Annotated in this window: 25 protein-coding genes; 21 read left to right on the top strand and 4 right to left on the bottom strand. The window is 73.2% G+C overall.

Features of this window, described 5'->3' with window-relative positions:
* The first annotated feature begins 75 nt into the window (after window positions 1-75).
* From panC to ACIQLL_RS13945, 3 genes are all read left to right on the top strand, one after another.
* Window positions 76-957 carry a pantoate--beta-alanine ligase gene (gene panC / locus ACIQLL_RS13955; protein ID WP_402468813.1) on the top strand — a complete coding sequence of 294 codons (882 nt, stop codon included), beginning with the start codon at window positions 76-78 and terminating at the stop codon, window positions 955-957.
* 79 nt (window positions 958-1,036) lie between these two features.
* A complete protein-coding gene (gene panD, locus ACIQLL_RS13950; protein ID WP_402468810.1) occupies window positions 1,037-1,564 on the top strand; it encodes an aspartate 1-decarboxylase in 528 nt (175 codons plus the stop codon).
* Window positions 1,561-3,237 (top strand): L-aspartate oxidase, encoded by a 1,677-nt coding sequence (locus ACIQLL_RS13945; RefSeq protein WP_402468252.1) that lies wholly within the window; start codon window positions 1,561-1,563, stop codon window positions 3,235-3,237. The genes panD and ACIQLL_RS13945 overlap by 4 nt, the downstream gene beginning before the upstream one ends.
* Window positions 3,238-3,276: 39 nt before the next feature.
* Here ACIQLL_RS13945 and nadC read toward each other — a convergent pair whose 3' ends face one another.
* Window positions 3,277-4,221, bottom strand: a complete 945-nt coding sequence (nadC, locus tag ACIQLL_RS13940) for a carboxylating nicotinate-nucleotide diphosphorylase (RefSeq protein ID WP_402468249.1) — start codon at window positions 4,219-4,221, stop codon at window positions 3,277-3,279.
* A 137-nt stretch (window positions 4,222-4,358) separates the two neighbouring features.
* Here nadC and lysS point away from each other — a divergent pair, with 137 nt between their 5' ends.
* The 7 genes from lysS to ACIQLL_RS13905 all read left to right on the top strand — a co-directional run bounded on the left by lysS (window position 4,359) and on the right by ACIQLL_RS13905 (window position 10,326).
* Window positions 4,359-5,882 carry a lysine--tRNA ligase gene (gene lysS, locus ACIQLL_RS13935; RefSeq protein WP_402468247.1) on the top strand — a complete coding sequence of 508 codons (1,524 nt, stop codon included), beginning with the start codon at window positions 4,359-4,361 and terminating at the stop codon, window positions 5,880-5,882.
* 2 nt (window positions 5,883-5,884) lie between these two features.
* Complete coding sequence (locus ACIQLL_RS13930; RefSeq protein ID WP_402468244.1) at window positions 5,885-6,055, top strand: hypothetical protein; 171 nt, start codon at window positions 5,885-5,887, stop codon at window positions 6,053-6,055.
* A 104-nt stretch (window positions 6,056-6,159) separates the two neighbouring features.
* Complete coding sequence (locus ACIQLL_RS13925; protein WP_402468241.1) at window positions 6,160-6,492, top strand: histone-like nucleoid-structuring protein Lsr2; 333 nt, start codon at window positions 6,160-6,162, stop codon at window positions 6,490-6,492.
* Between the two features lie 106 nt (window positions 6,493-6,598).
* The gene (locus tag ACIQLL_RS13920) at window positions 6,599-7,663 is read left to right on the top strand and encodes a lactonase family protein (protein WP_402468238.1); all 1,065 of its coding nucleotides are present in this window, start codon (window positions 6,599-6,601) and stop codon (window positions 7,661-7,663) included.
* Window positions 7,664-7,692: 29 nt separating this feature from the next.
* Window positions 7,693-8,994 (top strand): D-inositol-3-phosphate glycosyltransferase, encoded by a 1,302-nt coding sequence (mshA, locus tag ACIQLL_RS13915; RefSeq protein WP_402468807.1) that lies wholly within the window; start codon window positions 7,693-7,695, stop codon window positions 8,992-8,994.
* 67 nt (window positions 8,995-9,061) lie between these two features.
* Complete coding sequence (locus ACIQLL_RS13910) at window positions 9,062-9,496, top strand: nitroreductase family deazaflavin-dependent oxidoreductase (protein WP_402468237.1); 435 nt, start codon at window positions 9,062-9,064, stop codon at window positions 9,494-9,496.
* A gap of 89 nt (window positions 9,497-9,585) precedes the next feature.
* The gene (locus ACIQLL_RS13905) at window positions 9,586-10,326 is read left to right on the top strand and encodes a phosphoglyceromutase (RefSeq protein ID WP_402468234.1); all 741 of its coding nucleotides are present in this window, start codon (window positions 9,586-9,588) and stop codon (window positions 10,324-10,326) included.
* A 77-nt stretch (window positions 10,327-10,403) separates the two neighbouring features.
* On the opposite strand, the gene phoU is transcribed toward ACIQLL_RS13905, so the two are convergent.
* Complete coding sequence (phoU, locus tag ACIQLL_RS13900; RefSeq protein WP_402468232.1) at window positions 10,404-11,069, bottom strand: phosphate signaling complex protein PhoU; 666 nt, start codon at window positions 11,067-11,069, stop codon at window positions 10,404-10,406.
* Between the two features lie 157 nt (window positions 11,070-11,226).
* Between phoU and ACIQLL_RS13895 the strand changes: the two genes are divergently transcribed.
* The 6 genes from ACIQLL_RS13895 to pstB all read left to right on the top strand — a co-directional run bounded on the left by ACIQLL_RS13895 (window position 11,227) and on the right by pstB (window position 17,444).
* Window positions 11,227-12,513 (top strand): sensor histidine kinase, encoded by a 1,287-nt coding sequence (locus tag ACIQLL_RS13895; protein WP_402468230.1) that lies wholly within the window; start codon window positions 11,227-11,229, stop codon window positions 12,511-12,513.
* Window positions 12,510-13,226 carry a response regulator transcription factor gene (locus ACIQLL_RS13890; RefSeq protein ID WP_402468227.1) on the top strand — a complete coding sequence of 239 codons (717 nt, stop codon included), beginning with the start codon at window positions 12,510-12,512 and terminating at the stop codon, window positions 13,224-13,226. Before ACIQLL_RS13895 ends, ACIQLL_RS13890 begins: the two co-directional genes overlap by 4 nt.
* A gap of 184 nt (window positions 13,227-13,410) precedes the next feature.
* Window positions 13,411-14,535, top strand: a complete 1,125-nt coding sequence (locus ACIQLL_RS13885; RefSeq protein ID WP_402468224.1) for a phosphate ABC transporter substrate-binding protein PstS — start codon at window positions 13,411-13,413, stop codon at window positions 14,533-14,535.
* 135 nt (window positions 14,536-14,670) lie between these two features.
* Window positions 14,671-15,654, top strand: coding sequence for a phosphate ABC transporter permease subunit PstC (pstC, locus tag ACIQLL_RS13880; RefSeq protein WP_402468221.1), 984 nt, complete (start codon window positions 14,671-14,673; stop codon window positions 15,652-15,654).
* A complete protein-coding gene (pstA, locus tag ACIQLL_RS13875) occupies window positions 15,654-16,616 on the top strand; it encodes a phosphate ABC transporter permease PstA (protein ID WP_402468219.1) in 963 nt (320 codons plus the stop codon). The genes pstC and pstA overlap by 1 nt, the downstream gene beginning before the upstream one ends.
* Window positions 16,617-16,664: 48 nt before the next feature.
* Window positions 16,665-17,444, top strand: a complete 780-nt coding sequence (gene pstB, locus ACIQLL_RS13870; RefSeq protein ID WP_402468217.1) for a phosphate ABC transporter ATP-binding protein PstB — start codon at window positions 16,665-16,667, stop codon at window positions 17,442-17,444.
* A gap of 153 nt (window positions 17,445-17,597) precedes the next feature.
* On the opposite strand, the gene ACIQLL_RS13865 is transcribed toward pstB, so the two are convergent.
* Window positions 17,598-18,065 carry a hypothetical protein gene (locus tag ACIQLL_RS13865; RefSeq protein WP_402468214.1) on the bottom strand — a complete coding sequence of 156 codons (468 nt, stop codon included), beginning with the start codon at window positions 18,063-18,065 and terminating at the stop codon, window positions 17,598-17,600.
* Between the two features lie 250 nt (window positions 18,066-18,315).
* On the opposite strand from ACIQLL_RS13865, the gene ACIQLL_RS13860 reads away from it, so the two are divergent.
* Genes ACIQLL_RS13860 through ispF form a run of 3 tightly spaced genes read left to right on the top strand, consistent with a single transcriptional unit; the run spans window position 18,316 to window position 20,014 of the window.
* Window positions 18,316-18,798 (top strand): CarD family transcriptional regulator, encoded by a 483-nt coding sequence (locus tag ACIQLL_RS13860; protein ID WP_402468212.1) that lies wholly within the window; start codon window positions 18,316-18,318, stop codon window positions 18,796-18,798.
* Window positions 18,795-19,532 carry a 2-C-methyl-D-erythritol 4-phosphate cytidylyltransferase gene (gene ispD, locus ACIQLL_RS13855; RefSeq protein WP_402468804.1) on the top strand — a complete coding sequence of 246 codons (738 nt, stop codon included), beginning with the start codon at window positions 18,795-18,797 and terminating at the stop codon, window positions 19,530-19,532. The genes ACIQLL_RS13860 and ispD overlap by 4 nt, the downstream gene beginning before the upstream one ends.
* Window positions 19,529-20,014 carry a 2-C-methyl-D-erythritol 2,4-cyclodiphosphate synthase gene (gene ispF / locus ACIQLL_RS13850; RefSeq protein WP_402468209.1) on the top strand — a complete coding sequence of 162 codons (486 nt, stop codon included), beginning with the start codon at window positions 19,529-19,531 and terminating at the stop codon, window positions 20,012-20,014. Before ispD ends, ispF begins: the two co-directional genes overlap by 4 nt.
* Window positions 20,015-20,087: 73 nt before the next feature.
* Here the strand turns inward: ispF and ACIQLL_RS13845 are convergent, their stop codons facing one another.
* On the bottom strand, window positions 20,088-21,452 hold the full coding sequence (locus tag ACIQLL_RS13845; protein WP_402468207.1) for a D-arabinono-1,4-lactone oxidase: 1,365 nt from the start codon (window positions 21,450-21,452) through the stop codon (window positions 20,088-20,090).
* A 44-nt stretch (window positions 21,453-21,496) separates the two neighbouring features.
* Here ACIQLL_RS13845 and ACIQLL_RS13840 point away from each other — a divergent pair, with 44 nt between their 5' ends.
* Both ACIQLL_RS13840 and cysS read left to right on the top strand, forming a co-directional pair.
* Window positions 21,497-22,675 (top strand): alanine racemase, encoded by a 1,179-nt coding sequence (locus ACIQLL_RS13840; protein ID WP_402468206.1) that lies wholly within the window; start codon window positions 21,497-21,499, stop codon window positions 22,673-22,675.
* A gap of 44 nt (window positions 22,676-22,719) precedes the next feature.
* The gene (gene cysS / locus ACIQLL_RS13835) at window positions 22,720-24,150 is read left to right on the top strand and encodes a cysteine--tRNA ligase (RefSeq protein ID WP_402468203.1); all 1,431 of its coding nucleotides are present in this window, start codon (window positions 22,720-22,722) and stop codon (window positions 24,148-24,150) included.
* The last annotated feature ends 2 nt before the right edge of the window (window positions 24,151-24,152 follow it).

The following is a 24,152-nucleotide window of genomic DNA, read 5'->3' as shown; positions in this document are numbered from 1 at the left end:
GAGCACGACCCGACCGCACCCACGTCGACGCGGCCGCCCGTCGTCGTCCGCACCCGCGCCGAGCTGCGCGACGCGATGACCGACTGGACGCTCGGGGGCCCCGCGCCGACCGACCGCCGTGCCGTGGTCATGACCATGGGCGCGCTGCACGCCGGCCACCTGGCGCTGGTGCGCCGGGCGCGCGCCGAGGCGGGTCCCGGCGGGCAGGTCCTGGTGACGATCTTCGTCAACCCGCTGCAGTTCGGGCAGGGAGAGGACCTCGACGCCTATCCGCGCGACCTGGAGGGGGACCTGGCCCGGCTCGCGGACGTCGGCGCGGACGTCGTCTTCGCCCCGGAGCCGGACGTGGTCTACCCGGACGGTGACCCGGTGGTGCGCGTCTCCGCGGGTCGCATCGGCGAGGTGCTCGAGGGCGCCTCCCGCCCCGGCCACCTGGACGGGGTGCTGACCGTGGTGCTCAAGCTGATGCACCTGACCCGACCCGACGTCGCGCTGTTCGGCGCGAAGGACGCCCAGCAGCTCCTGGCCGTGCGACGGATGGTGCGCGACCTCGACCTGGAGGTGGAGGTCCTCGGGGTGCCGACCGAGCGGGACGCCGACGGCCTGGCGCTGTCCTCGCGCAACGCCTACCTGTCGGCGGCGGACCGTGCCTCCGCCCTGGCGCTGTCGTCCGCGCTGCGGGCCGGTGACGCCGCGGCGGCAGCGGGAGACGGCGTATCGGCCGTCCTGGCGGCGGCGTCGGGAATCCTGGACGGGGCTCCGGGCGTTGACCGTGACTACCTGGCGCTCGTCGACCCGGATACCGTGGAGGAGGTGCCCACCGGGCACACCGGCCCCGCCCTGCTGCTCGTCGCGGCACGCGTGGGGACCACCCGACTGATCGACAACCAGGCCGTGGACGTCGCCGCGCCCTCCACCGAGGGCGGAACCGCAGGCCAGGAGGCATCTCGTGACTGACCAGACCGCATCGTCGGCCGCCGCTCCCCGCCCGGCCGGCACCGCTCCCGCGGGGCGCCCGGCGTCGCTGCAGCGCCCGATGATGATCGGCAAGATCCATCGCGCGACCGTCACCCAGGCCGACCTGCACTATGTGGGATCCATCACGGTCGACACCGACCTGCTCGACGCCGCCGACCTGGTGCCGGGGCAGCAGGTCGACGTCGTGGACGTCACCAACGGGGCGCGGCTGACCACGTACGTGATCCCGGGCGAACCGGGTGCCGGGGAGATCAGCATCAACGGGGCCGCGGCCCACCTGGTCAGCCCGGGCGACGTCGTCATCATCATCGCCTACGGGATGATGTCCGACCGTGACGCGCGCACGTTCCTGCCGAACGTCGTCTTCGTCGACCCCGACAACCGCATCGTGGAGCTGGACGACGACCCCGGCCACGCCCCCGACGGCTACGGGCTGTACGACTCGGGCGTGCCGATCGAGCCGTTCCAGTCGGCCGGGCTGGTGCGCACCGCGGCCGGCCGGGCCGCCGCGTCCGGGGACGGGCTCGCGGCGCAGGTCGGCGATGCGCTGCGCGTCCCGGAACCTGCCGAGACCACGGCCCGGTGACGCCGGCCCGGCTGGCACGTTCCCTCGTCGCGCCCGCACCGGGCTGGACGACGCGCGCCGACGCCGTCGTCGTCGGTTCCGGGATCGCCGGGCTCACCGCCGCGCTGGAGCTGCGCACCCGCGTGCCGCACGTGCTGCTGGTGACCAAGGCCGCGCTGTCCTCCGGCTCGACGGTGTGGGCCCAGGGCGGGATCGCCGCGGCGCTGCACCCGGACGACACCCCGGCCGCTCACCTGCACGACACGCTCGTCGCCGGCGGCGGGCTCAGCGACCCGGCCGCCGTCGACGTGCTGGTCACCGAGGGTCCGGACCGGGTCCGTGAGCTCGTCGGGCGGGGTGCCACGTTCGACGTCGGCGCGGACGGCGGCATGGCGCTGACCCGGGAGGGCGGGCACCGGGCGGACCGCATCGCGCACGCCGGTGGCGACGCGACGGGAGCCGAGATCTCCCGCGCGCTCGTGGCGCAGATCGAGGCGGTCCAGGACGACCCGGGCATCGAGGTGATCGAGAACGCGCTGGTCCTCGACGTCCTGACCGGGGCGCCGTCGTCGGACGGGGCACGGCCCGTGGCCGGGGTGACCCTGCACGTGCGCGGCGAGGGTTCGCGCGACGGCGTCGGGGCGGTGCTCGCGCCCGCGGTGGTGCTGGCCACCGGGGGAGTGGGGCAGGTGTTCCGGTCCTCGACGAACCCGCCCGGGGCGACGGCGGACGGCATCGCGGCGGCGCTGCGCGCCGGCGCGGTGCTCGGTGACCTCGAGTTCGTGCAGTTCCACCCCACGGTGCTGTGGCTCGGTGCGGGCGCCCGGGGCCAGCTGCCCCTGATCAGCGAGGCCGTGCGTGGCGAGGGTGCGCTGCTGCTCGACGTCGACGGCTACCGGTTCATGCCCGACGTCCACGAGCTGGCCGAGCTCGCCCCGCGTGACGTCGTGGCGCACGCGATCGTGCGGCAGATGGAGGCCACGTCCGCCGACCACGTGCTGCTGGACGCCCGCGCCCTCGGAGCGGACTTCCTGCGCCGCCGGTTCCCCGGGATCACGGCCCGGCTGCGGGAGCAGGGCATCGACTGGACCGAGGAGCCGGTCCCCGTCGCCCCGGCCCAGCACTACCACTCGGGCGGCGTCGTCACCGATCTGCAGGGACGCACGTCCGTGCCGGGCCTCTACGCCGTCGGCGAGGTCGCCTGCACCGGTGTGCACGGCGCGAACCGGCTGGCCTCCAACTCGCTGCTCGAGGGACTCGTGTTCGCCCACCGGACGGCGCACGACGTCGCCGCCCGCCACGGTTCCGGGTCGTTGCGGTCCGGCCCGGAGCCGGTGGAGCGGCCCGGTGGTGCGGGGCTGGTAGCGGCGGCCGCGCGGTCGCGCGTGCAGCGGGTCACCTCGGACGGCGCGGGCCCGCTGCGCTCGGCGGAGTCCTTGGCCCGTGCCGACGCCGCGCTGGAGCGGGTGAGGACCGAGGCGCACCGCGCCGGGGCCGTCGTCGCGGACCCTCAGGTCGCCGAGTGGGAGACCACCAACGTGCACCAGGTCGCGCGCGCCCTGGTCCGTGCGGCGGCCGTGCGGACGGAGAGCCGCGGCGGGCACTTCCGGGTGGACTTCCCCGAGCGGGACCCGGCGTGGGAACGACGCGTCACCGTGTCGGTGGACGACGACGGGACCCTGCTGGCGAGGTAGGCATTCTCCCCGCCAAGTAGGCGACCGTCCGGCGGGAGGTCAGCGCAGGTCGAGCGCCAGGTCGAGGATCGGTGCGGAGTGCGTGAGTGCACCGACCGAGAGGAAGTCCACCCCGGTGAGCGCCACCTCGCGGGCCCGCGCCAGGGTGAGCGTGCCGGTCGCCTCGAGCTCGACGTGCTCCGGCACGCCGTCGTGGCCCTCGCGGTCCCGCACGGCCCGCACCGTGACGGCGAGCACCGGCGTGGCCATGTTGTCCAGGAGCAGGAAGTCGGCCCCGGCGTCGAGCGCCTCCATCGCCTGGTCGGTGGTGTCCGCCTCGACCTGGACGAGGACGTCGGGGAACGCTGTGCGGACGGCCTCGATCGCCCCGCGGACCGACCCGGCCGCGACCACGTGGTTGTCCTTGACCATGGCGACGTCGTACAGGCCCATCCGCTTGTTGGTCCCGCCGCCGGCGCGGACCGCGTACTTCTCGAGCGCCCGGAGCCCCGGCGTGGTCTTGCGGGTGTCCAGGACCTGCGCCCCCGTGCCGTCGAGCTCACGCGTGAACGCGGCCGCCGCCGTCGCGACGCCGGAGGCACGCGAGGCGAGGTTCAGCAGCGTGCGCTCGGCCACCAGCAGCACCTGGGTGCGTCCGGTGAGGGTCGCCAGCACCTGTCCGGGCACGACGGCGTCCCCGTCGACGGCGTGGAAGATCACCTCGGGCGCGGGCAGGCCCAGCCGCTCGGCCGTGAGCCGCAGGGTCGGCTCGACGACGACGAGCCCGGCCACGGTCCCGGCGGCACGAGCCACGAGCGCGGCGCTGCGGGCGTCCGACGGCGGCACCGTCGCCTGGGTGGTGACGTCACGGCCCGGCGCCGGCCCGAGGTCCTCGTCGAGGGCGACCGCCACGAGGGAAGTGATCCAGGCCGCGTCGAGTCCGGGGTGCACCGCGGACGGGGACGCGTGGACGGGGACGGGGAGGGGGCTCGCGGGCGTGCTCACGCCCGTCACCGTACCCGTCCGCCCGGCCCTGCACTGAGGACGCTGTGGGTGCACGACGCGCCGCCGGACGGATTCGTCCGGCGGCGCGTCGTGCACCCACAGCGTGGCCGGGTTCGCGGCGCCTCTAGAATCAAGGGGTGACCTCCCCCGAGAACACCGACTCCGCCGTGCCCGACGACCTGCCCGAGCAGCTGCGCGTCCGTCGTGAGAAGCGTGACCGCATCATCGCCGAGGGGGGTGAGGCCTACCCCGTCGGTCTGCCGATCACCAGCACGATCGCGCAGGTCCGCGAGGGGTACGCGCACCTGGAGGCGGGCGAGGAGACCGACGACGTCGTGGGTGTCGCCGGACGGGTCGTGTTCCTGCGCAACACCGGCAAGCTGTGCTTCGTCGCGCTGCAGGACGGCGAGGGCCGCCGGTTGCAGGCGATGCTCAGCCAGAAGGCCGTCGGCACGGAGTCGCTGACGGCGTTCAAGGGTGACGTCGATCTCGGTGACCACGTGTTCGTGCACGGGCGGGTCGGGGCGTCCCGCCGCGGCGAGCTGAGCGTCTTCGCCGACTCGTGGCAGATGGCCGCCAAGGCCCTGCGTCCCCTGCCGGTGCTGCACAAGGAGCTCTCGGAGGAGGCGCGCGTCCGGCAGCGCTACGTCGACCTCATCGCCCGCCCGGCCGCTCGCGACATGGTCCGGGTGCGTGCCGGCGTCGTGCGTTCCCTGCGGGAGAACTTCCACCGCAGGGACTACCTCGAGGTCGAGACGCCGATGCTCCAGACGGTCGCCTCGGGCGCCTCGGCGCGGCCTTTCGCCACGCACATGAATGCGTACGACCTGGAGCTCTTCCTGCGGATCGCGCCGGAGCTCTTCCTCAAGAAGGCCGTCGTGGGCGGCGTGGAACGCGTCTTCGAGATCAACCGGAACTTCCGCAACGAAGGCGCGGACTCGTCGCACTCCCCGGAGTTTGCGATGGTCGAGGCGTACGAGTCCTATGGCGACTACGACACGATGGCCGAGCTGACCAAGAATCTTGTGCAGACCGCAGCCCTGGATGTGCTCGGCACCACGACCGTGACGCTTGCCGACGGTGAGGAGTACGAGCTCGGCGGCGAATGGGCTGATATCACGATGTACGGCTCGCTCTCCGGTGCGCTGGGTGAGGAGATCACCCCGCAGACTTCTGTCGAGCACCTCCTGGCGCTCGCGGAGAAGGCCGAGATCTCCGTGGACCCGAAGAAGGCCAACCACGGAAAGCTCGTCGAAGAGCTCTGGGAGCACCACGTGGGGAACGGCCTGTACGCGCCGACCTTCGTGCGTGACTTCCCTGTCGAGACCTCACCGCTCACACGGGACCACCGTTCGGTGGCGGGGCAGGTCGAGAAGTGGGACCTCTACGTGCGCGGCTTCGAGCTCGCGACGGCCTACTCCGAGCTGGTGGACCCCGTGATCCAGCGGCAGCGGTTCGAGGCCCAGGCGCGGCTGGCCGCGGCCGGCGACGACGAGGCGATGGCGCTGGACGAGGACTTCCTCACGGCGATGGAGTTCGCGATGCCTCCGGCCGGCGGCATGGGGATGGGCATCGACCGCCTCCTCATGGCGCTCACCGGCTCCGGAATCCGGGAGACCATTCTTTTTCCGCTCGTCAAGCCGTCTTCTGCAGGGGTGTGAGCATGGGCACGTTCTGGGCCGTGATCGCCGGTCTGATCCCGTCGATCGGCGTCGGTCTGCTGTTCTGGCTGGCGATGCGAAAGATCGTCCGCGCGGACCGCAACGAGAGGGCCGCCATCGAGCGCCACGACGCCGAGGCGCAGGACGACCTCGCAAATAGCGCCTCGGATTGACGCCGGCAAGAATGTTCTCCCGGGCATGGTGAGTTGACATTTCTTTGTCGAACGGGGCATCCTTCCAGCGTCAGGATATAGAGATTCGCGCGAAGGGTGGCATCGTGGTCCAGAAGACCAAAGTAGTGCTGATCGACGACATCGACGGTTCCGACGGCGACGAGACGGTCTCGTTCGGGCTGGACGGCGTCTCCTACGAGATCGACCTCACCTCGGCGCACGCCTCCGAGCTGCGGGAGTCCCTCGCCACCTGGATCGGTCACGGACGCAAGTCGGCGGCGCGGGTCCCGGCCCGCACCAGCGGCGCCCGGCGGGGCCGGACCGACCGTGAGCAGCTGCAGAAGATCCGGGAGTGGGCCCGGGACAACGGTCACAAGGTCAACGACCGCGGCCGCATCCCGACCCGTGTGCTGGAGGCCTTCGAGGCCGCGCACTGAGCGAGCACCAGATCAGCCTGCGCCCCGGTCGGATCAGCCTCGACCGGGGCGCGGTGCTGTCCGGCCCCGGCCGGGTGCCGTCGCCGCGGCCGCCTACGCTGGAGCCATGACCTCGGAGCGCACCTCGCTGTCCCTGTGGATCGGCACGTACCCGGCCGCCGGCTCGTCGCCGGGCGGCGGGGAGGGCGTCTGGCGGGTCGACGTCGACCCGCTCACCGGAGCGCTGTCCGCCCCGGTGCTCGCCGCCGAGGTCGCTGCGCCGTCGTTCCTCGCCGCGCACCCCACGGCGCCGGTGCTCTACGCCGTCACCGAGACGTCGCCGGGCGGCCTCACCGCGCTGACGGTCTCCGCCGACGGGTCGCCGGCGCCGTCGTCGTCCCTCGCCTCGGGCGGCGACGACCCCTGCCACGTCGTGGCGACCGCACGCACCGTCTGGGTCGCCAACTACGGCGACGGTGTCGCCGCGGCGGTCGCGCTGTCCGACGACGGCGCACCGGAGGCGGAGCACCGCGCCCTGCACGCCGGGTCGGGGTCCGGACCGGTCGGCGACCGGCAGGAGGGCCCGCACGCGCACCAGGTGACGGTCGTCGACGACCAGGTGCTGGTCACCGACCTCGGCGCAGACGCCGTGCGCCGCTATCCCGCGGACCCCGCGCCGTCGGACGGCGGGGACGTGGCCGCGCGGCTGCCGGCCGGCACGGGACCGCGGCACCTCGTGGTGCTGCCCGGCGGGGCTCTGGTCGTCGCCGGCGAGCTGGACGCCCGGCTGCACGTCCTCGTCCCCTCGGACGGCGGGTGGGAGCACGCCGGCAGCGTGCCGGTCTCCCCCGGGTGCGCCCCCGGGGAGGCCTTCCCCGGCCACGTCACCCTGAGCGCGGACGGACGGCGCGTGCACGTGGGCGTCCGCGGTCCCGACCTCCTCGCGGTGCACGAGGTCTCCGACGGCGAGGCCCCGCGGCTGCAGCACCTCGCCGACGTCCCGCTCGGCGAGGGCGCCTGGCCGCGCCACCACGAGATCGTCGCCGCGTCCGACGGCGCGGAGCTCGCCGTCGTCGCCCTCCAGGGCACGCAGGAGGTCGTCACGGTCCGGGTCGCACGGTCGGGCACCGGTGAGGTCCTGGACCGCGCGTCCTGGGCCACGCCGCCGTCGTGCGTGCTGGTGGCACGGTGACCACGGGACGCCCCGGGCCGCGGGTGGCGATGCTGTCGGTGCACACCTCACCGCTGGACCAGCCGGGCACCGGTGACGCCGGCGGGATGAACGTGTACGTCCTGGAGCTCTCGCGGGCGCTGGCCCGCCGGGGCGCCGAGGTGGAGATCTACACGCGGGCGACGTCCTCGGCCCAGCCGAAGGTGGTGGACGCCGAGCCGGGCGTGCGGGTGGTGCACGTGCCCGCCGGGCCGTTCGAGGGACTGGACAAGAACGACCTGCCGGGCCAGCTCTGCGCCTTCACCGCCGGGGTGCTGCGGGCCGAGGCCCACCGCCCTCCCGGGTGGTACGACGTCGTGCACTCGCACTACTGGTTGTCCGGCGAGGTGGGCTGGCTCGCGGCCGACCGCTGGGACGTCCCGCTGGTCCACACGATGCACACGATGGCGCGGGTCAAGAACGCCGCCCTCGCGCCGGGTGACACCCCCGAGCCTCAGGGGCGCGTCATCGGCGAGGAGCAGGTGGTGGCGGAGGCGGACGCGCTGGTCGCCTCCACCCGTGAGGAGGCCGACGACCTGGTCCGCTGGTGCGCGGCCGACCCCGACCGCGTCCACGTCGTCGCGCCCGGCGTGGACCTGGAGGTCTTCTCGCCCCTGGCGGACGCCCCGGCCGGGACGACGGCGCCGGCGCGTCGTGCGCTGCGCGAGCGGCTGGGGCTGCCCGCCGACACCCCGGTGGTGCTGTTCGCCGGGCGGGTGCAGCTGCTCAAGGGGCCGGACGTGCTGGTGCGTGCGCTCGGCGTGCTGGCGGACCACGCCGCCTCGAGCGGGAACCCGGACGCGCTGCGCGACGGCGGCGGCGCGGCGGTCCCGCGGCTGGTGGTGCTCGGGGGCGCGAGCGGGCGGCCGACGGCGGTGCGCGAGCTGGAGGCCCTGGCCCACCAGGTGGGGGTGGCCGACCACGTGGACGTGCGCCCACCGGTGGCGCCGTCCGAGCTCGCGGACTGGTTCCGGGCCGCCGACGTCGTCGCGGTGCCGTCGCACAGCGAGTCCTTCGGGCTCGTGGCCGCCGAGGCGCAGGCATGCGGCACGCCCGTCGTGGCCGCGGCGGTGGGCGGGCTGCGCACCGTCGTGGTCGACGACGTCTCCGGGGTCCTGGTGGACGACCACAGCCCGTGGACGTGGGCGGCCGAGCTCGGGGCCCTGCTGGGCGACGACGAGCGGCGGGCACGGCTCGCGGCCGGGGCACGGCGGGCGAGCGAACGGTTCTCCTGGGACCGGGCCGCGGTGGCGATGCTCGACGTCTACGCCCACGCGGCGAAGCTGCGCCCGTCCCGGCGGTCGGCGCCGTAGGTCGTGACGAGGCGGCTCCGGTGCACCGTCGGGAATGCCGCCGTCGGGCACCGACGTTGCCCTGGGCATGCCGATCACCGGAGAGTACGTCCCCAGCCCGTCCGACCGCGCCGCGAACCAGGTGGAGCAGTACGAGTCCTCCGGAGGGACGGAGGGCACCACCATGGCCGGCAAGCCCGTCGTGATCCTCACGACCCTGGGCGCCCGGAGCGGCAAGGTGCGCAAGATCCCGCTGATGCGGGTCGAGCACGACGGCGCGTACGCCGTCGTGGCCTCCATGGGCGGCGCGCCGACGCATCCCGTCTGGTACCACAACATCGTCGCGCACCCGCAGGTCGAGCTGCAGGACGGCACCGAGAAGCACGACTACGTCGCGCGCGAGGTGACCGGCGACGAGAAGGCCGACTGGTGGGAGCGGTCCGTCGCCGCGTGGCCCGACTACGCCGAGTACCAGAAGAAGACGGACCGGGAGATCCCGGTCTTCGTCCTCGAGCGCGCCTGACGACGCGAGGGGCCGGGCCGCGTGAACGTCACACGTCCGGCATCCGGCCCCTCGTGCATCCGGCGGTCCCGGCAGGGCAGGATGGACCCATGACCTACACCCTCGTGCTGCTCCGCCACGGCGAGAGCGAGTGGAACGCGAAGAACCTCTTCACCGGCTGGGTCGACGTCCCGCTGTCCGAGAAGGGCACCGAGGAGGCCAAGCGCGGTGGCGCCCTCCTGACCGAGGCCGGCGTGTCGCCCGACGTCCTGCACACGTCGCTGCTGCGGCGCGCCATCACGACGGCGAACCTCGCCCTCGACGCGGCCGACCTGCACTGGATCCCCGTCAAGCGCAGCTGGCGCCTCAACGAGCGTCACTACGGCGACCTGCAGGGCAAGGACAAGAAGCAGGTCCGCGACCAGTACGGCGAGGAGCAGTTCATGCTCTGGCGCCGTTCCTACGACGTGCCGCCGCCGGAGATCGAGCTCGGCTCGGAGTACTCGCAGGACGCCGACCCGCGGTACGCCGGCGAGCCGATCCCGCGTTCCGAGGCGCTCAAGCAGGTGCTCGACCGGGCGCTGCCGTACTGGGAGTCGGAGATCGTCCCGGACCTGAAGGCGGGCAAGACCGTCCTCGTGGCCGCGCACGGCAACTCCCTGCGCGCGCTCGTCAAGCACCTCGACGGCGTCGACGACGAGACCATCGCCGGGCTCAACATCCCCACCGGCATCCCGCTCGTCTACGAGCTGGACGAGGAGACGCTGAAGCCCACCAACCCGGGCGGCACCTACCTCGACCCGGAGGCCGCGAAGGACGCCATCGCGGCCGTGGCCAACCAGGGCAAGTAGCTCCCGCCGCTCCGGCCGGACAGCGCGACGGCCCCGCACCCTCAGGGTGCGGGGCCGTCGTCGCGTCCGGCCGTCGCTCAGGCGTCGGCGGCAGCGCGGTCCGAGGCGAAGTCGCCGGTCACGAGGAACGTGATGCGGCGGGCGACGGCCACGCCGTGGTCGCCGAACCGCTCGTAGTACCGCCCGAGCAGGGTGACGTCGACCGTCTCCTGTGCGGTGCCCGGCCAGTCGGGCGACAGCGTCGCGGCGAACGTGGCCTGGTGCAGGTGGTCGAGCTCGTCGTCGCCCTGCTCGATCTCCTCGGCCAGCGCCACGTCACGGGTCGCGAGCAGCTCCGTGGTCCGGCGGGCCACCAGGGCCGCGGCCTCGTTCATCGTCAGGAACGTCTCCCGTGCCGGCTCGGGGACGGCCAGGGACGGGTAGCGGCCCCGGGCGACCTCGGCCACGTGCCGGGCCAGGTCACCCATCCGCTCCAGCGAGGCGCTGATGCGCAGGGCGCTGATGACGATCCGCAGGTCGGTGGCCACCGGAGCCTGCTGCGCCAGCACGTGGACGCAGCGCTCGTCCAGCTCGTTCTCGAGCCGGTCGATCTCGTGGTCGGAGGCGATGACGTCCTGGGCGAGCTGGTGCTCGCCGTCGAGCAGGGCCGTGCCGGCCCGGGTGATGGCGGACTCGACCAGCCGGCTCATCTCGACCAGCCCGTCGCCGATCTGCTGGAGCTCGGCCTCGAAGATCTCTCGCATGGTTGTCCTCTCGAATTCTGGTGCCGGTCAAGGTTCGCAGGGGGGCCGGACCACCAGGTGAACGGCACGGTGTGGCCAGGTGAACACTGGGCGACACGTCAGGAAGCAGGAGCCACCGTGGCACGGCGGGGACCCCGGGGCGACCTAGGCTGAGGGTGTGGAAGGAATCATCCCGGGAGTCACGGCCGTCGTCGCCGGTGTCCTCGGCGTCGTCGTGGGTGTCGTCGCGACCCTCGCCTTCCGCTTCTCCGACCGTGCCCAGCATGACACGTCCGAGGCGGGCGCGTCCGAGCTCGACGAAGGCCTCGTGCGCGTCCTGTCGGTGCTGCGGTCCGCCGCCGTCGTCCTCGACGAGGAGGACGAGGTGGTGCGCGCCTCGCCGCCCGCGTACGCCCTCGGCGTCGTCCGCAACGACGCCCTGGTGCACCCCGCGATCACCGAGCTGGTGCGGGACGTGCGCCGCGACGGCGTCATCCGGGAGAAGGAGCTCGAGGTCCCGCGCGGGCCCGTCGGCTCCGGCACCGTGCTGCTGCAGGTGCGCGTCGCCGCCCTCGGCATGGACAAGCTGCTGGTCCTCGCCGAGGACCGCACCGAGGCGCGGCGCGTGGAGGCGATCCGCCGCGACTTCGTGGTGAACGTGTCCCACGAGCTCAAGACCCCCGTCGGAGCGTTGGCGCTGCTGGCGGAGACCGTGCAGGACGCCGCGGACGACCCGGTCGCGGTGCGGCGGTTCGCCGAGCGGATGCAGTCCGAGGCGACCCGGCTGTCCGCCCTCGTGCACGAGATCATCGAGCTCTCCCGCCTGCAGGTCGCCGGCGCCCTCCAGGAGATCCACCCCATCGGCGTGCGGGAGGTCGTCGAGGAGGCCGTGGACCGGGCCCGGACGACGGCCCAGGGCAAGAACATCACCATCACCGTGGGCGGCTCGCTGGACAGCGTCGTCTTCGGCGACCACAACCTGCTCGTGACGGCGGTGCGCAACCTGCTGGACAACGCCGTCTCCTACTCGGGGGAGAACACCCGCGTCGGCGTCGGCGTGCACGAGCGCGGCGGCCTGGTCGAGCTCGACGTCGTCGACCAGGGGATCGGGATCTCCACGGAGGAGCAGCAACGGGTCTTCGAGCGGTTCTACCGCGTCGACCCGGCACGCTCCCGGGACACCGGCGGCACGGGCCTGGGCCTGAGCATCGTCAAGCACGTCGCGGCCGACCACGGCGGCGACGTGCGCGTGTGGTCGGAGCCCGGCAAGGGATCGACCTTCACCCTGCGTATCCCCGCGGCCGACCTGCCCGACGGCGGGACGGTCCGGGAGGCGACGGCGGACAGCGCCGACGACTCCGCCCGCGAGGCGGACGAGCACGAACCGGACGCGTCCTGGAGAGCAGGACGCGCCGGCGGTCACGGACCCGGCAACGGTCCCACGAACGAGGAGGTAGGCGCGTGACGCGCATCCTGGTGGTCGAGGACGAGGAGTCGTACCGCGACCCTCTGACGTATCAGCTCACGCGCGAGGGCTACGACGTGGTGGCGGCGTCGAACGGCAACGACGCCCTCGCGCAGTACGACGACGGCGGCGCCGACCTCGTGCTGCTCGACCTCATGCTCCCCGGTCTGAGCGGCACCGAGGTCTGCCGCGAGCTGCGTCAACGCGGCGACGTCCCCATCATCATGCTCACGGCCAAGGACTCCGAGATCGACAAGGTCGTGGGCCTCGAGCTGGGCGCCGACGACTACGTCACCAAGCCGTACTCCTTCCGCGAGCTCCTGGCACGCATGCGTGCCGTGATGCGCCGGCGCGGGACCGCCGGCGGCGAGAACGGCTCCAACGGCCACGAGGACGACGGCGAGTCCGTCCTCGAGGTCGGCCCCGTCCGGATGGACGTCGAGCGCCACACGGTGGCCGTCGGCGACGCACCGGTCTCCTTGCCGCTCAAGGAGTTCGACCTGCTGGAGCTGCTGCTGCGCAACGCGGGCCGCGTGCTCACCCGGGGGCAGCTCATCGACCGGGTCTGGGGTGCGGACTACGTGGGGGACACCAAGACCCTCGACGTCCACGTCAAGCGCATCCGGTCCAAGATCGAACCGGACCCCGGCTCGCCGACCCTGCTGCTGACGGTGCGGGGTCTGGGCTACAAGCTCGCCGACGACGAGTCCTAGGCGCGACGACGGCGCCGGGAGCGGGCTGCCGGCGTCGCCCGGGTCACCTGCTCGCTTCTCGCCGCTGGCTGTTCATCCGTCGTTCACCTGCTCCTGGCAAGCGGTCCACCTGCGGTCCCTAGCGTTCCCATCGAACGCCGGCACCCGCCGGTGCCACCAACGTGTGAACAGGATGGAACGACTCGTGAACCTCAGCCGATTCACCCGTGCCGGATCTGCCGTCGCTGTCGGCCTGCTCGCCCTCAGCCTCACCGCGTGCGGTTCGGACCCCGAGCCTGCCGGCTCCACGGGCGACGAGAGCACGGAGGCGTCGGACTCCGGCGACATGGAGGGCGGCCTGTCCGGCACGCTCTCCGGCGGCGGCGCCTCGTCGCAGGAGGCGGCCCAGAACGCCTGGCGCGCCGGGTTCCAGACGGCGAACCCTGACGCGACCGTCAACTACGACCCGGTGGGTTCCGGCGGTGGCCGGACCGGTTTCGGTGACGGCTCCTACGCCTTCGCCGGCTCGGACGCCGCGCTCGAGGACGAGGAGCTGGCCGCCGCCGAGGAGCAGTGCGGCGCGGACGGCGTCATCGAGTTCCCCGGCTACGTCAGCCCGGTCGCGATCGCCTTCAACCTCGAGGGCGTCGACACGCTGAACATGTCCCCGGAGACCATCGCCAACGTGTTCCTCGGTGAGATCACCACGTGGGACGACGAGGCGATCGCCGCGGACAACCCCGACGCCGAGCTCCCCGACACGGCCATCACGGTGGTGCACCGCTCCGACGAGTCGGGCACGACCGAGAACTTCGAGGACTACCTCTACGCGGTCGCCCCCGACATCTGGACCGAGGAGCCGTCCGGCGTCTGGCCCGTCGACGGCCAGGAGTCGGCCCAGGGCACCTCCGGCGTGGTGAGCGCCGCGCAGGCCGGTGACGGCACCATCACCTACGCCGACGCCTCCCAGATCGCCGACCTCGGCACCGTCGCGGTGGGCGTGGGCGGCGACTTCGTCGAGTACTCGTCCGAGGCCGCCGCCGAGGTCGTGGCCCAGTCGCCGCGCACCGAGGGCACCTCGGAGCACATCTACACGATCGAGCTGCAGCGCGACATCGAGGGCACCTACCCGATCGTCCTCGTGTCCTACATGCTGGCCTGCACCACCTACTCGGACGAGGCCACCGCCGAGCTGGTCAAGGGCTACATGACCTACGTCGCGAGCGAGGAGGGCCAGCAGGCCGCCTCGGACGCCGCCGGGTCCGCCCCGCTGTCCGACACGATCCGCGACGCGGTCGTGCCGGGCATCGAGTCGATCTCCGCGGGCTGATCGACCACTAGCAGGTGACGTCGGCCGGTGGCCGGGCGCCCCACCCACGCAGGGTGCGGCACCCGGCCGCCGGTACCGCCGTCGGACCGGCTGACCGGAGTCGAGACAGTGCCCAAGCACGAACGAGGGATCAACGTGAGCATCACCGACAGCCCGCCCCGGGCGAGCTCCCGACCGCGACGCCAGCGGTCCTCCGACCGCGGTTTCAACCGCGTCTTCCGCTGGATCGCCGTGGGCTCAGGTGTCCTGATCCTGGCCGTCCTCGCCGCCGTCGCGCTGTTCCTGCTGTGGCAGGCGTGGCCGGCCCTGACCGCCGGGAGCGACGAGCTCGCCGACGCCGTCCCCCGGTACCCGGAGGACACCTCCTTCATCGCGTACGTCGGACCGCTCGTCTTCGGCACGATCCTGGCCGCCGTGCTGGCCCTGCTCCTGGCCGTGCCGGTCGCGATGGGCGTCGCGCTGTTCATCTCGCACTACGCGCCCCGGCGGCTGGCCCAGCTCCTGGGCTACCTCGTGGACCTCCTGGCGGCCGTGCCGTCGGTGATCTACGGCCTGTGGGGCATCTTCGTGCTCGCCCCCGCCGTGACACCGCTCTGGCTCTGGCTCAACGAGTACTTCGGTTGGTTCCCGCTCTTCGCGGGCGCGGCGTCACCGACGGGTCGCGTCCTGGCCACGGTCGCGATCGTGCTCGCGGTGATGATCCTGCCGATCATCACCGCCGTCTCCCGCGAGGTCTTCCTCCAGACGCCGAAGCTGCACGAGGAGGCGGCGCTCGCCCTCGGGGCGACCCGGTGGGAGCTGGTGCGCACGGCCGTCCTGCCGTTCGGACGCTCGGGAGTCATCTCGGCGGCGATGCTCGGTCTCGGCCGGGCGCTGGGCGAGACGATGGCCGTGCTGATGATCCTGTCGCCCGGGTTCCTGTACTCCCTGCACATCCTCGACAGTGCCCAGCACCAGACCATCGCCGCCTACATCGCCCTGGACTTCCCCGAGGCGAGCGGGCTCGCGGTGAACACGCTGATCGCCACCGGCCTCGTGCTGTTCGTCATCACGCTGGCCGTCAACATGGGCGCGCGCGCGATCGTGGCGCGGCGCAAGGAATTCTCGGGGGCCAACTGATGAGCGCGACGACCGGACACACCCCCACCGCCGAGGGGACCGCCCAGGTCAGGAGCATGCTGGCCGGGGCCCACGCGGGCCGCAAGCGCGTCGACACGACGATGACGGTGCTGATCTGGGGCGCCTTCGTCCTGGCCATGGTGCCGCTCGTGTCGCTGCTGTGGACCGTGACGTCCAACGGCATCGGCCGGATCAGCATGGACTTCCTGACGCTGTCGGCACGGAACATCTTCGGCGGCGACCCGAGCGGCGGCATCTACCACGCCATCATGGGGACGCTGATCATCACGGCGCTCGCGACGGTCATCTCGGTGCCGATCGGGGTCCTCGCCGCGGTCTACCTGGTCGAGTACGGGCGCGGGGCGCTGGCGAGATCGGTGACGTTCTTCGTCGACGTGATGACGGGCATCCCGTCCATCGTCGCCGGTCTGTTCGCGGTCGCGTTGTTCACGCTCATCCTCGGTCCGGCGGCACGCTTCGGCCTGATCGGCGCCGTCGCCCTGTCGGTGCTGATGATCCCCGTGGTCGTGCGGTCCTGCGAGGAGATGCTCAAGCTCGTGCCTAACGAGCTCCGCGAGGCCTCGTACGCCCTGGGCGTGCCCAAGTGGCTGACGGTCGTCAAGGTCGTCCTGCGCACCTCCGTGGCCGGCCTGACCACGGGTGTCCTGCTCGCCGTCGCCCGCGTGATCGGCGAGACGGCCCCGTTGCTCGTGGCCGTCGGTGTGACCGACTCGATCAACACGAACCCGGTCGACGGCCGCATGATGACTCTGCCGGTGTACGCCTACCGGCAGTACAGCCAGGGGCTGGCGACGTGCCCCGGCGGCGAGTCCGCCACCTGCGTCCCCGACATCGCGATCCAGAACGCGTGGGGCGCGGCGCTCGTGCTCATCGTGCTGGTCCTGCTGCTCAACATCATCGGCCGGCTGGTGAACCGCTGGTTCGCCCCGAAGCTGCGCTGACGCGCAGAACCACCTCTGCACCCGCAGCTCTCAACGAAGGAAACCACGATGGCTCAGCGCATCGACGTGAAGGACCTGAACATCTACTACGGCGACTTCCTCGCCGTCCAGGACGTCACCATGACGATCGAGCCCAAGTCGGTGACAGCCCTCATCGGGCCGTCCGGCTGTGGCAAGTCGACGTTCCTGCGCACCCTCAACCGCATGCACGAGGTGATCCCCGGCGCTCGCGTCGAGGGCAAGGTCGAGATGGAGGGCGTCGACCTGTACGGCCCGGGCGTCGATCCCGTGGCCGTGCGTCGCAACGTCGGGATGGTGTTCCAGCGGCCGAACCCGTTCCCGACGATGTCCATCCGGGACAACGTGCTGGCCGGGGTGAAGCTCAACAACAAGCGCATCTCGAAGTCCGACGCCGACGACCTGGTCGAGTCCTCGCTGCACGGGGCGAACCTGTGGAACGAGGTCAAGGACCGGCTCGAACGGCCGGGATCCGGGCTGTCCGGCGGTCAGCAGCAGCGCCTGTGCATCGCCCGCGCGATCGCCGTCAAGCCGCAGGTCCTGCTCATGGACGAGCCCTGCTCGGCCCTGGACCCGATCTCGACGATCGCGATCGAGGACCTCATCGGCGAGCTCAAGAACGACTACACGATCGTCATCGTCACGCACAACATGCAGCAGGCCGCCCGCGTGAGCGACCGGACCGGGTTCTTCAACATCGCCGGCACCGGCAAGCCGGGCAGGCTCATCGAGATGGACGACACGGCGACGATCTTCTCCTCGCCGGCCGAGAAGTCCACCGAGGACTACGTCTCCGGCCGCTTCGGCTGATCGGTCCGCCCCTCGGGGGACGTCCGGCCCGGCCGAGGGCCGGACCGCGCGACACAGCACCAAGGCCCCCTCCCGCCGGCCGGCGGGAGGGGGCCTTGGTGCTTCCTCGGCGCGAGGTGGCCTCCCTCGGCGCGAGGGCCGGCCTCAGGAGGCTCAGGGCAGGTAGTCGGCGTACTCCGGCAGGGTGCCGTCGAAGACCGGCAGGTAGAAGTTCTCGGCGGCGCCGGAGGCCTCGAGCGTGGCCTCGATGTTGCCGCCCGGAGCGGTGGTGACCGGGTCGAGGAGCGTCTCCTCGCCGTCGGTGCCGAGGTACACGGTGCCCTGGGCGGGCACGGTCACGGCGACGGGCGCGGCCCCCGAGGCGGTGAGCACGAACTCGACCTCCTCGTCGGTCTCGTTCGCCAGCGCGCCCAGCAGGTTGCCCTCGGCGCCCTCCTCGGCGGCGACGACCATCAGGTTGAGGCCACGCACGGCGACGTCGTCGAACTCGACCAGCGTGCCGTCGGACGGCGCGTACGCGCCCTGGGTCGTCACGGGCGCGCAGGCGCCGAGCAGCAGCGCGCTGACGGCGAGCCCGGCGGCGACGAGGGTGGGACGTGCGGGACGGGCGGTGCGAGCCACGTGCTCTCCTTCGGCTGGAGCTGTGCGTGCCGACGGCAGGGTCCGAGCACGCGATGTGTCACTGATGTGGAGGGCGCAGCGCGCCCCCGCCCATCCTAGTGGGGGCGGGAGGCGTCTTCCTATCCTCCGGTCCGCTATGCCTCTGACCTGCGACGACGCGGTCCCGACAGCGGGAGTGACGGCGGTCGGGGCGGGGGAGAGCGGATCGCACCGTGATAGACTCGTCCACTGGGAAAGGGGACATCTACAGATGACGTTCACAGTAGGCGAGACGGTTGTCTACCCGCACCACGGGGCCGCGCTGATCGAAGAGGTCAAGACGCGCAAGATCCGTGGCGAAGAGAAGATGTACCTCAAGCTCAAGGTCGCTCAGGGTGATCTGACGATCGAGGTCCCGGCAGAGAACGTGGACCTCGTCGGCGTGCGCGACGTCGTCGACCAGGCGGGGCTCGACCGCGTGTTCGACGTGCTCCGCGCGCCCTACACGGAGGAGCCCACCAACTGGTCCCGCCGGTACAAGGCCAACCTCGAGAAGCTGGCCTCCGGCGACGTGATCAAGGTCGGCGAGGTCGTCCGCGACCTCTCGCGCCGCGACGCGGACCGAGGTCTCAGCGCGGGTGAGAAGCGCATGCTCGCCAAGGCCCGCCAGATCCTCGAGTCCGAGGTCGCCCTGGCCGAGGGTGTCGACGAGGAGAAGGCCGGCGCCATCATCGACGAGGTGCTCGCCTCCTGACGACGCTCGCGATCCTCACCGCTGCCGGTTCCGGCACGCGGCTCGGCCGCGACGTCCCCAAGGCGCTGGTCGAGCTGGGCGGCGTCCCGATGGTCGCCCTCGCAGCCCGGGGCCTGGCCGATTCCGGCGTCGTCGACGCGCTCGTCGTCACGTCCCCCGCGGGCCGGTCCGCCGAGATCCGCACCGCGGTCGGCTCGCTCGAGGTGGACGTCCGCGTGGTGGACGGCGGTGGCACCCGGCAGGCCTCCGTCGCCGCGGGTCTCGGACTCGCCGGACCGGACGTCGACGTCGTCCTCGTGCACGACGCCGCCCGGCCCCTGACGTCTCCGGAGACGGTCCGGCGCGTCGTGGCCGCCGTGCGGGACGGCCACCGCGCCGTCGTCCCCGGCCTGCCTGTCACGGACACGATCAAGCGCGTGGTGCCCGACGACGGCGCGCCTTCCGGGGCGCACGGCCGGCCCGGCCCGGTGGCCGAGCGGGTCGTGGACACCCCGGACCGCACGGTGCTGCGGGCCGTGCAGACCCCGCAGGGGTTCGATCGCGAGCTGCTCGTGCGGGCGCACACCGAGGGGGCGTCCCGGGCCGCCGCGGAGCACCTGGCCGCCACCGACGACGCAGCCCTGGTCGAGGCGCTGGACGAGCCGGTGCACGTCGTCGTGGGTGACCCCGAGGCCCTGAAGATCACGACCGAGCGCGACCTGGCGCTGGCGATCCTGCTGCTGGAGGACCGATGACCAGCCTGCCCCGTACCGGCGTCGGCGTGGACGTGCACGCGTTCGCCCCCGAGGGGGCGGACCGGGAGCTGTGGCTCGCCGGTCTGCGCTGGCCGGGGGAGCGGGGCCTGGCAGGTCACTCCGACGCGGACGTCGCGGCGCACGCCGCCGCCGACGCGCTGTTCTCCGCGGCGGGGATCGGCGGGCTGGGCACCCACTTCGGCACGAGCGAGCCCGAGTGGGCGGGGGCGAGCGGTGCGACGCTGCTCGCCGAGGCCGCGCGCCGGGTGCGTGCGGCCGGCTTCGAGATCGGGAACGTCGCGGTGCAGGTGATCGGCAACCGGCCCAAGATCGAGCCTCGCCGGGCCGAGGCCGAGGCGGCGCTGTCCGAGGCGGCCGGCGCGCCGGTGTCGCTGAGCGCGACGACCACCGACGGCCTCGGCCTCACGGGTCGCGGCGAGGGCGTCGCCGCGATCGCCACCGCTCTGGTCGCCCCCCGCTGACCGTTGTGGGTATGAAATCGACGGCCGTGCAACCGTGCGCGGCCGTCAATTTCATACCCACAACGAGATCGGGTCAGTGGGGGCCGAGCACCCGGTCGGTGTAGTCGTTGCGGAACACCCCGTCGGGGTCGACGGCGGCACGCACGCGGGCGACGTCGTCCAGCGGGTAGTGCGCGGCCAGGTCGGCGGCGCTCCGCGTGTGCATCTTGCCCCAGTGCGGACGCCCGCCGGCCGCGACGAAGATCGCCTCGGCGGCCTCGAAGTAGCGCCGGTACGGCATCCGGTGGAACTGGTGCACCGCCACGTACGCCGACTCCCGCCCGCGAGCCGTCGAGAGCCACACGTCGTCCTGCGCCGCGCACCGCACCTCCACGGGGAACGCGACCGGCTCGCCGGAGGCCCGCAACCAGCCGTCCAGCTCGGCGAGGACCTCGCCCAGCACCTCCCGGGGCAGCGCGTACTCCATCTCGACGAACCGCACCCGCCGCTGGGTCACCATCACCCGGTCCGACGGCGCGACGTGCGTCCGCTCGCCCAGCGCGGCCGCGCAGAGCGCGTTGATGCGCGGCACCGTGCGCGGCGCGGCCGCCGCGACCTGCATCGCGGCGCCGAGCACGCCGTTGGCGAGCACCTCCTCGTCCACGAACGTCCGCGCGCCGGCTCCGGCCCGCCGCATCGCGCCGGTCGGGCCCTGCCGGGCGGCGTCGTACGCCGCGGCCTCCTGCGCGGACAGCAGGTCGTGGGTCCAGGTGAGCATCCGGTCCGTGCCGGGGAACCAGTAGGCGTCGACGCGGTGATGCGCGGCGAACAGGGTGTCGAGCGCGCCGACCACCTCGCGCCACGGGCGCACCTGCTCCGTGGAGCGCAGCAGGTAGGCGGGCACCACCTCGAGCGTGACCGCGGCCAGCACCCCGACGGAGCCGAGGCCCAGGCGGGCGACCTCGAACAGCTCGCGGTCCGGGGAGCCTGGCGGGTCGTCGTCGGACACCGAGCGCACCGATCCGTCCGGCAGGACCACCCGCACGCCCCGCACCTGCGTGGCCAACCCACCGAGCGACGCGCCGGTGCCGTGCGTCCCGGTCGAGATCGCCCCCGCCACCGACTGCCGGTCGATGTCACCGAGGTTGCGCATCGCCAGCCCACGGGCCGCCAGCAGACGGTTGAGCTCGCGCAGCCGCGTGCCGGCGGCGACGGTCACCAGCGCCCCGCCGTCCGGCAGGGGGCGCAGGGCCTGGATGCCGCGCAGCCGGTCCAGCGAGAGCAGCAGACCGTCGGTCACGGCCGCGTCGGTGAACGAGTGCCCGGCACCGACGGCCCGCACCCGCAGCCCGTCGGCGGAGGCCCGTGCGACGGCGGCACGCAGGTCGGCCTCGTCGCGGGGTGTCGCGCGGCGGGCCGGGTCGGCGCGGTAGGTGCGGCCCCAGGTGGTGAACGTCACGGCCCGTACTCTGCCACGACTCGCACCCGGTGTACCGTGCCGCCATGACGCTGACCGACCGGCTGACCCGGGCGACGCAGGGCCGGCCCGGTCCGATCGCCGTCGTCGACCTCGACGTCTTCGACGCCAACGCGGCCGACCTGCTGCGCCGTGCGGGCGGGACCCCCGTGCGCGTCGCCGCCAAGTCCGTCCGGGTGCGGTCGCTGGTGGGGCGCGCGCTGGAGGCCGGGTTCGACGGCGTCATGGCCTACTCGCTGGCGGAGGCGCTCTGGCTCGTGAGCACCGGGGTGCGTGACGTCCTCGTCGGTTACCCCACCACCGACACCGACGCCCTGGCCCGGCTCGCCGCGGATGCCGACGCCCGGCGCGCGATCACCGTGATGGTCGACGACGTCGCGCAGCTCGCGATCGTCCGCTCGGCCCTCGCCGCGGCGCCCGGGGGACCGGACGTCTCGGTCTGCCTCGACGTCGACTGCTCCCTGCGGGTCGGGATCGGGCGCGTCCGGGCGCACCTGGGCACGCGGCGCTCGCCGCTGCGCACCCCCGAGCAGGTCGCCGTGCTCGCCGCCCAGGTCGACGGGACGGACGGCACACGGTTGCGCGGCCTGATGTTCTACGAGGCGCAGGTCGCCGGCTTGCCCGACACGAGCCCTGCCGTCCGCATGGTCAAGCGGCTGTCGGTCCCCGACGTCGAGGAGCGCCGTCGCGGCATCCTCGCCGCGGTCCGGACCGCTGTCGGGCGCCAGGTGGAGCTCGTCAACGCCGGGGGCACCGGATCGCTGGAGAGCTCGTCGGCCGGGACCGGGGTGACCGAGGTGACGGCAGGGTCGGGGCTGTTCGTGCCCGGGACGTTCGACGGGTACCGGGCGTTCGCGCCCCGTCCCGCGGCGTTCTTCGGCCTGGACGTGGTGCGCGTCCCGGGGGACGGCTGGGCCACGGCGTTCGGCGGCGGCTACGTGGCTTCCGGTCCCGCCGGCCGGTCGCGGCTGCCCCGCCTCACGACGCCGGGGTGGGCGCTGACGCGCCGCGAGGGGGCGGGCGAGGTGCAGACGCCGATGCACCGGCGCGGGGGGCGGCCCCTGCGGGTGGGGGACCGGGTGTGGTTCCGGCACGCCAAGGCCGGCGAGCTGATGGAGCGGTTCGACACCGTGCTCCTCGTGCGGGGCGACGAGGTCGTCGGGACGGCGCCCACGTACCGGGGCGAGGGGCGCACCTTCGGCTGACACGGGGCACCGGCCGCCCGGCACCCGACCGGTAGGCTGGACCGGTGACCTTGCACCTCTATGACACCGCCACGCGCACGGTGCGCGAGCTCGTCCCCCGGACTCCCGGCAAGGTCGGCATCTACCTGTGCGGCGCCACCGTGCAGTCCGCCCCGCACGTGGGCCACCTGCGCCCCGCCGTCGCGTTCGACGTGCTGCGGCGCTGGCTGGAGCGCAAGGGGCTGGACGTCACCCTCATCCGCAACATCACCGACATCGACGACAAGATCCTGCGCAAGGCCGCGGACGCGGGCGTCGAGTGGTGGGCGCACGCCGCCGTCTACGAGCGCGCCTTCACCGCCGCCTACGACGCGCTCGGCGTGCTGCCGCCCACGTACGAGCCGCGCGCCACCCAGCACGTGCCGCAGATGATCGAGCTCATGCAGCGGCTCGTCGAGCGGGGCCACGCCTACTCCACCGGTCCCGGCAACGTCTGGTTCGACGTCCGCTCGTGGCCGCACTACGGCGACCTGACCACCCAGCGTCTCGAGGACCTCAACCCGGAGGCGTCCGACGACGACGCCGCGGCGCAGAAGCGTGACCCGCACGACTTCGCGCTGTGGAAGGCCGCACGCCCCGGTGAGCCCGAGACCGCCGCCTGGGACACGCCGTTCGGCCGAGGCCGGCCGGGCTGGCACCTGGAGTGCTCGACGATGGCGCACCGCTACCTGGGCGCGGAGTTCGACATCCACGGCGGTGGTCTGGACCTGCGGTTCCCGCACCACGAGAACGAGCAGGCGCAGTCGCGCGCCGCCGGGTACGGGTTCGCGGACCGCTGGATGCACTCCGCGTGGGTGACGCAGCAGGGCGTGAAGATGAGCAAGTCGCTGGGCAACGGTCTGCAGGTGGACGAGCTGCTCGCCAGGGCGCCGGCCCCGGTGGTGCGGTACGCGCTGGCCGCGGTCCAGTACCGCTCGATGCTCGAGTGGGGCCCGGACACCCTCGCCGAGGCCGGAGCCACCTGGGACCGCCTCAGCGGGTTCGTCGCGCGCGCCGCCGACCGGGTCGGCGAGGTCTCCCGCGCCGAGGTCACCGCGGCCGAGCTGCCCGCGGCGTTCGTGGCGGCGATGGACGACGACCTCAACGTGCCCGCCGCGCTGGCCGCGGTGCACGAGACCCTGCGCACGGGGAACTCGGCGCTCGCCGCGAAGGACGACGACGGCGCCCGGGTGGCGCTCGTGGCGCTGCGGGGGATGCTGGACGTGCTCGGGCTCGACCCTGTCGACCCGCACTGGGTCGGTGCGACGGACAGCCGCGCCGCCGACGCTCTCGACGCCGTCGTGCGCGCCGAGCTGGACGCCCGTGCCGCGGCGCGGGCGTCCAAGGACTGGGCCACGAGCGACGCGATCCGGGACCGCCTGGCCGCGGCCGGCGTCGTCGTGCAGGACTCACCGGACGGCGCCCGCTGGACGCTGGCCGACTCGAAGGAGGACTGACC

It is taken from the genome of Isoptericola aurantiacus (assembly GCF_044769875.1).
Lineage (GTDB): Bacteria > Actinomycetota > Actinomycetes > Actinomycetales > Cellulomonadaceae > Isoptericola > Isoptericola aurantiacus.
This window is presented reverse-complemented; position numbering and strand designations above follow the sequence as displayed.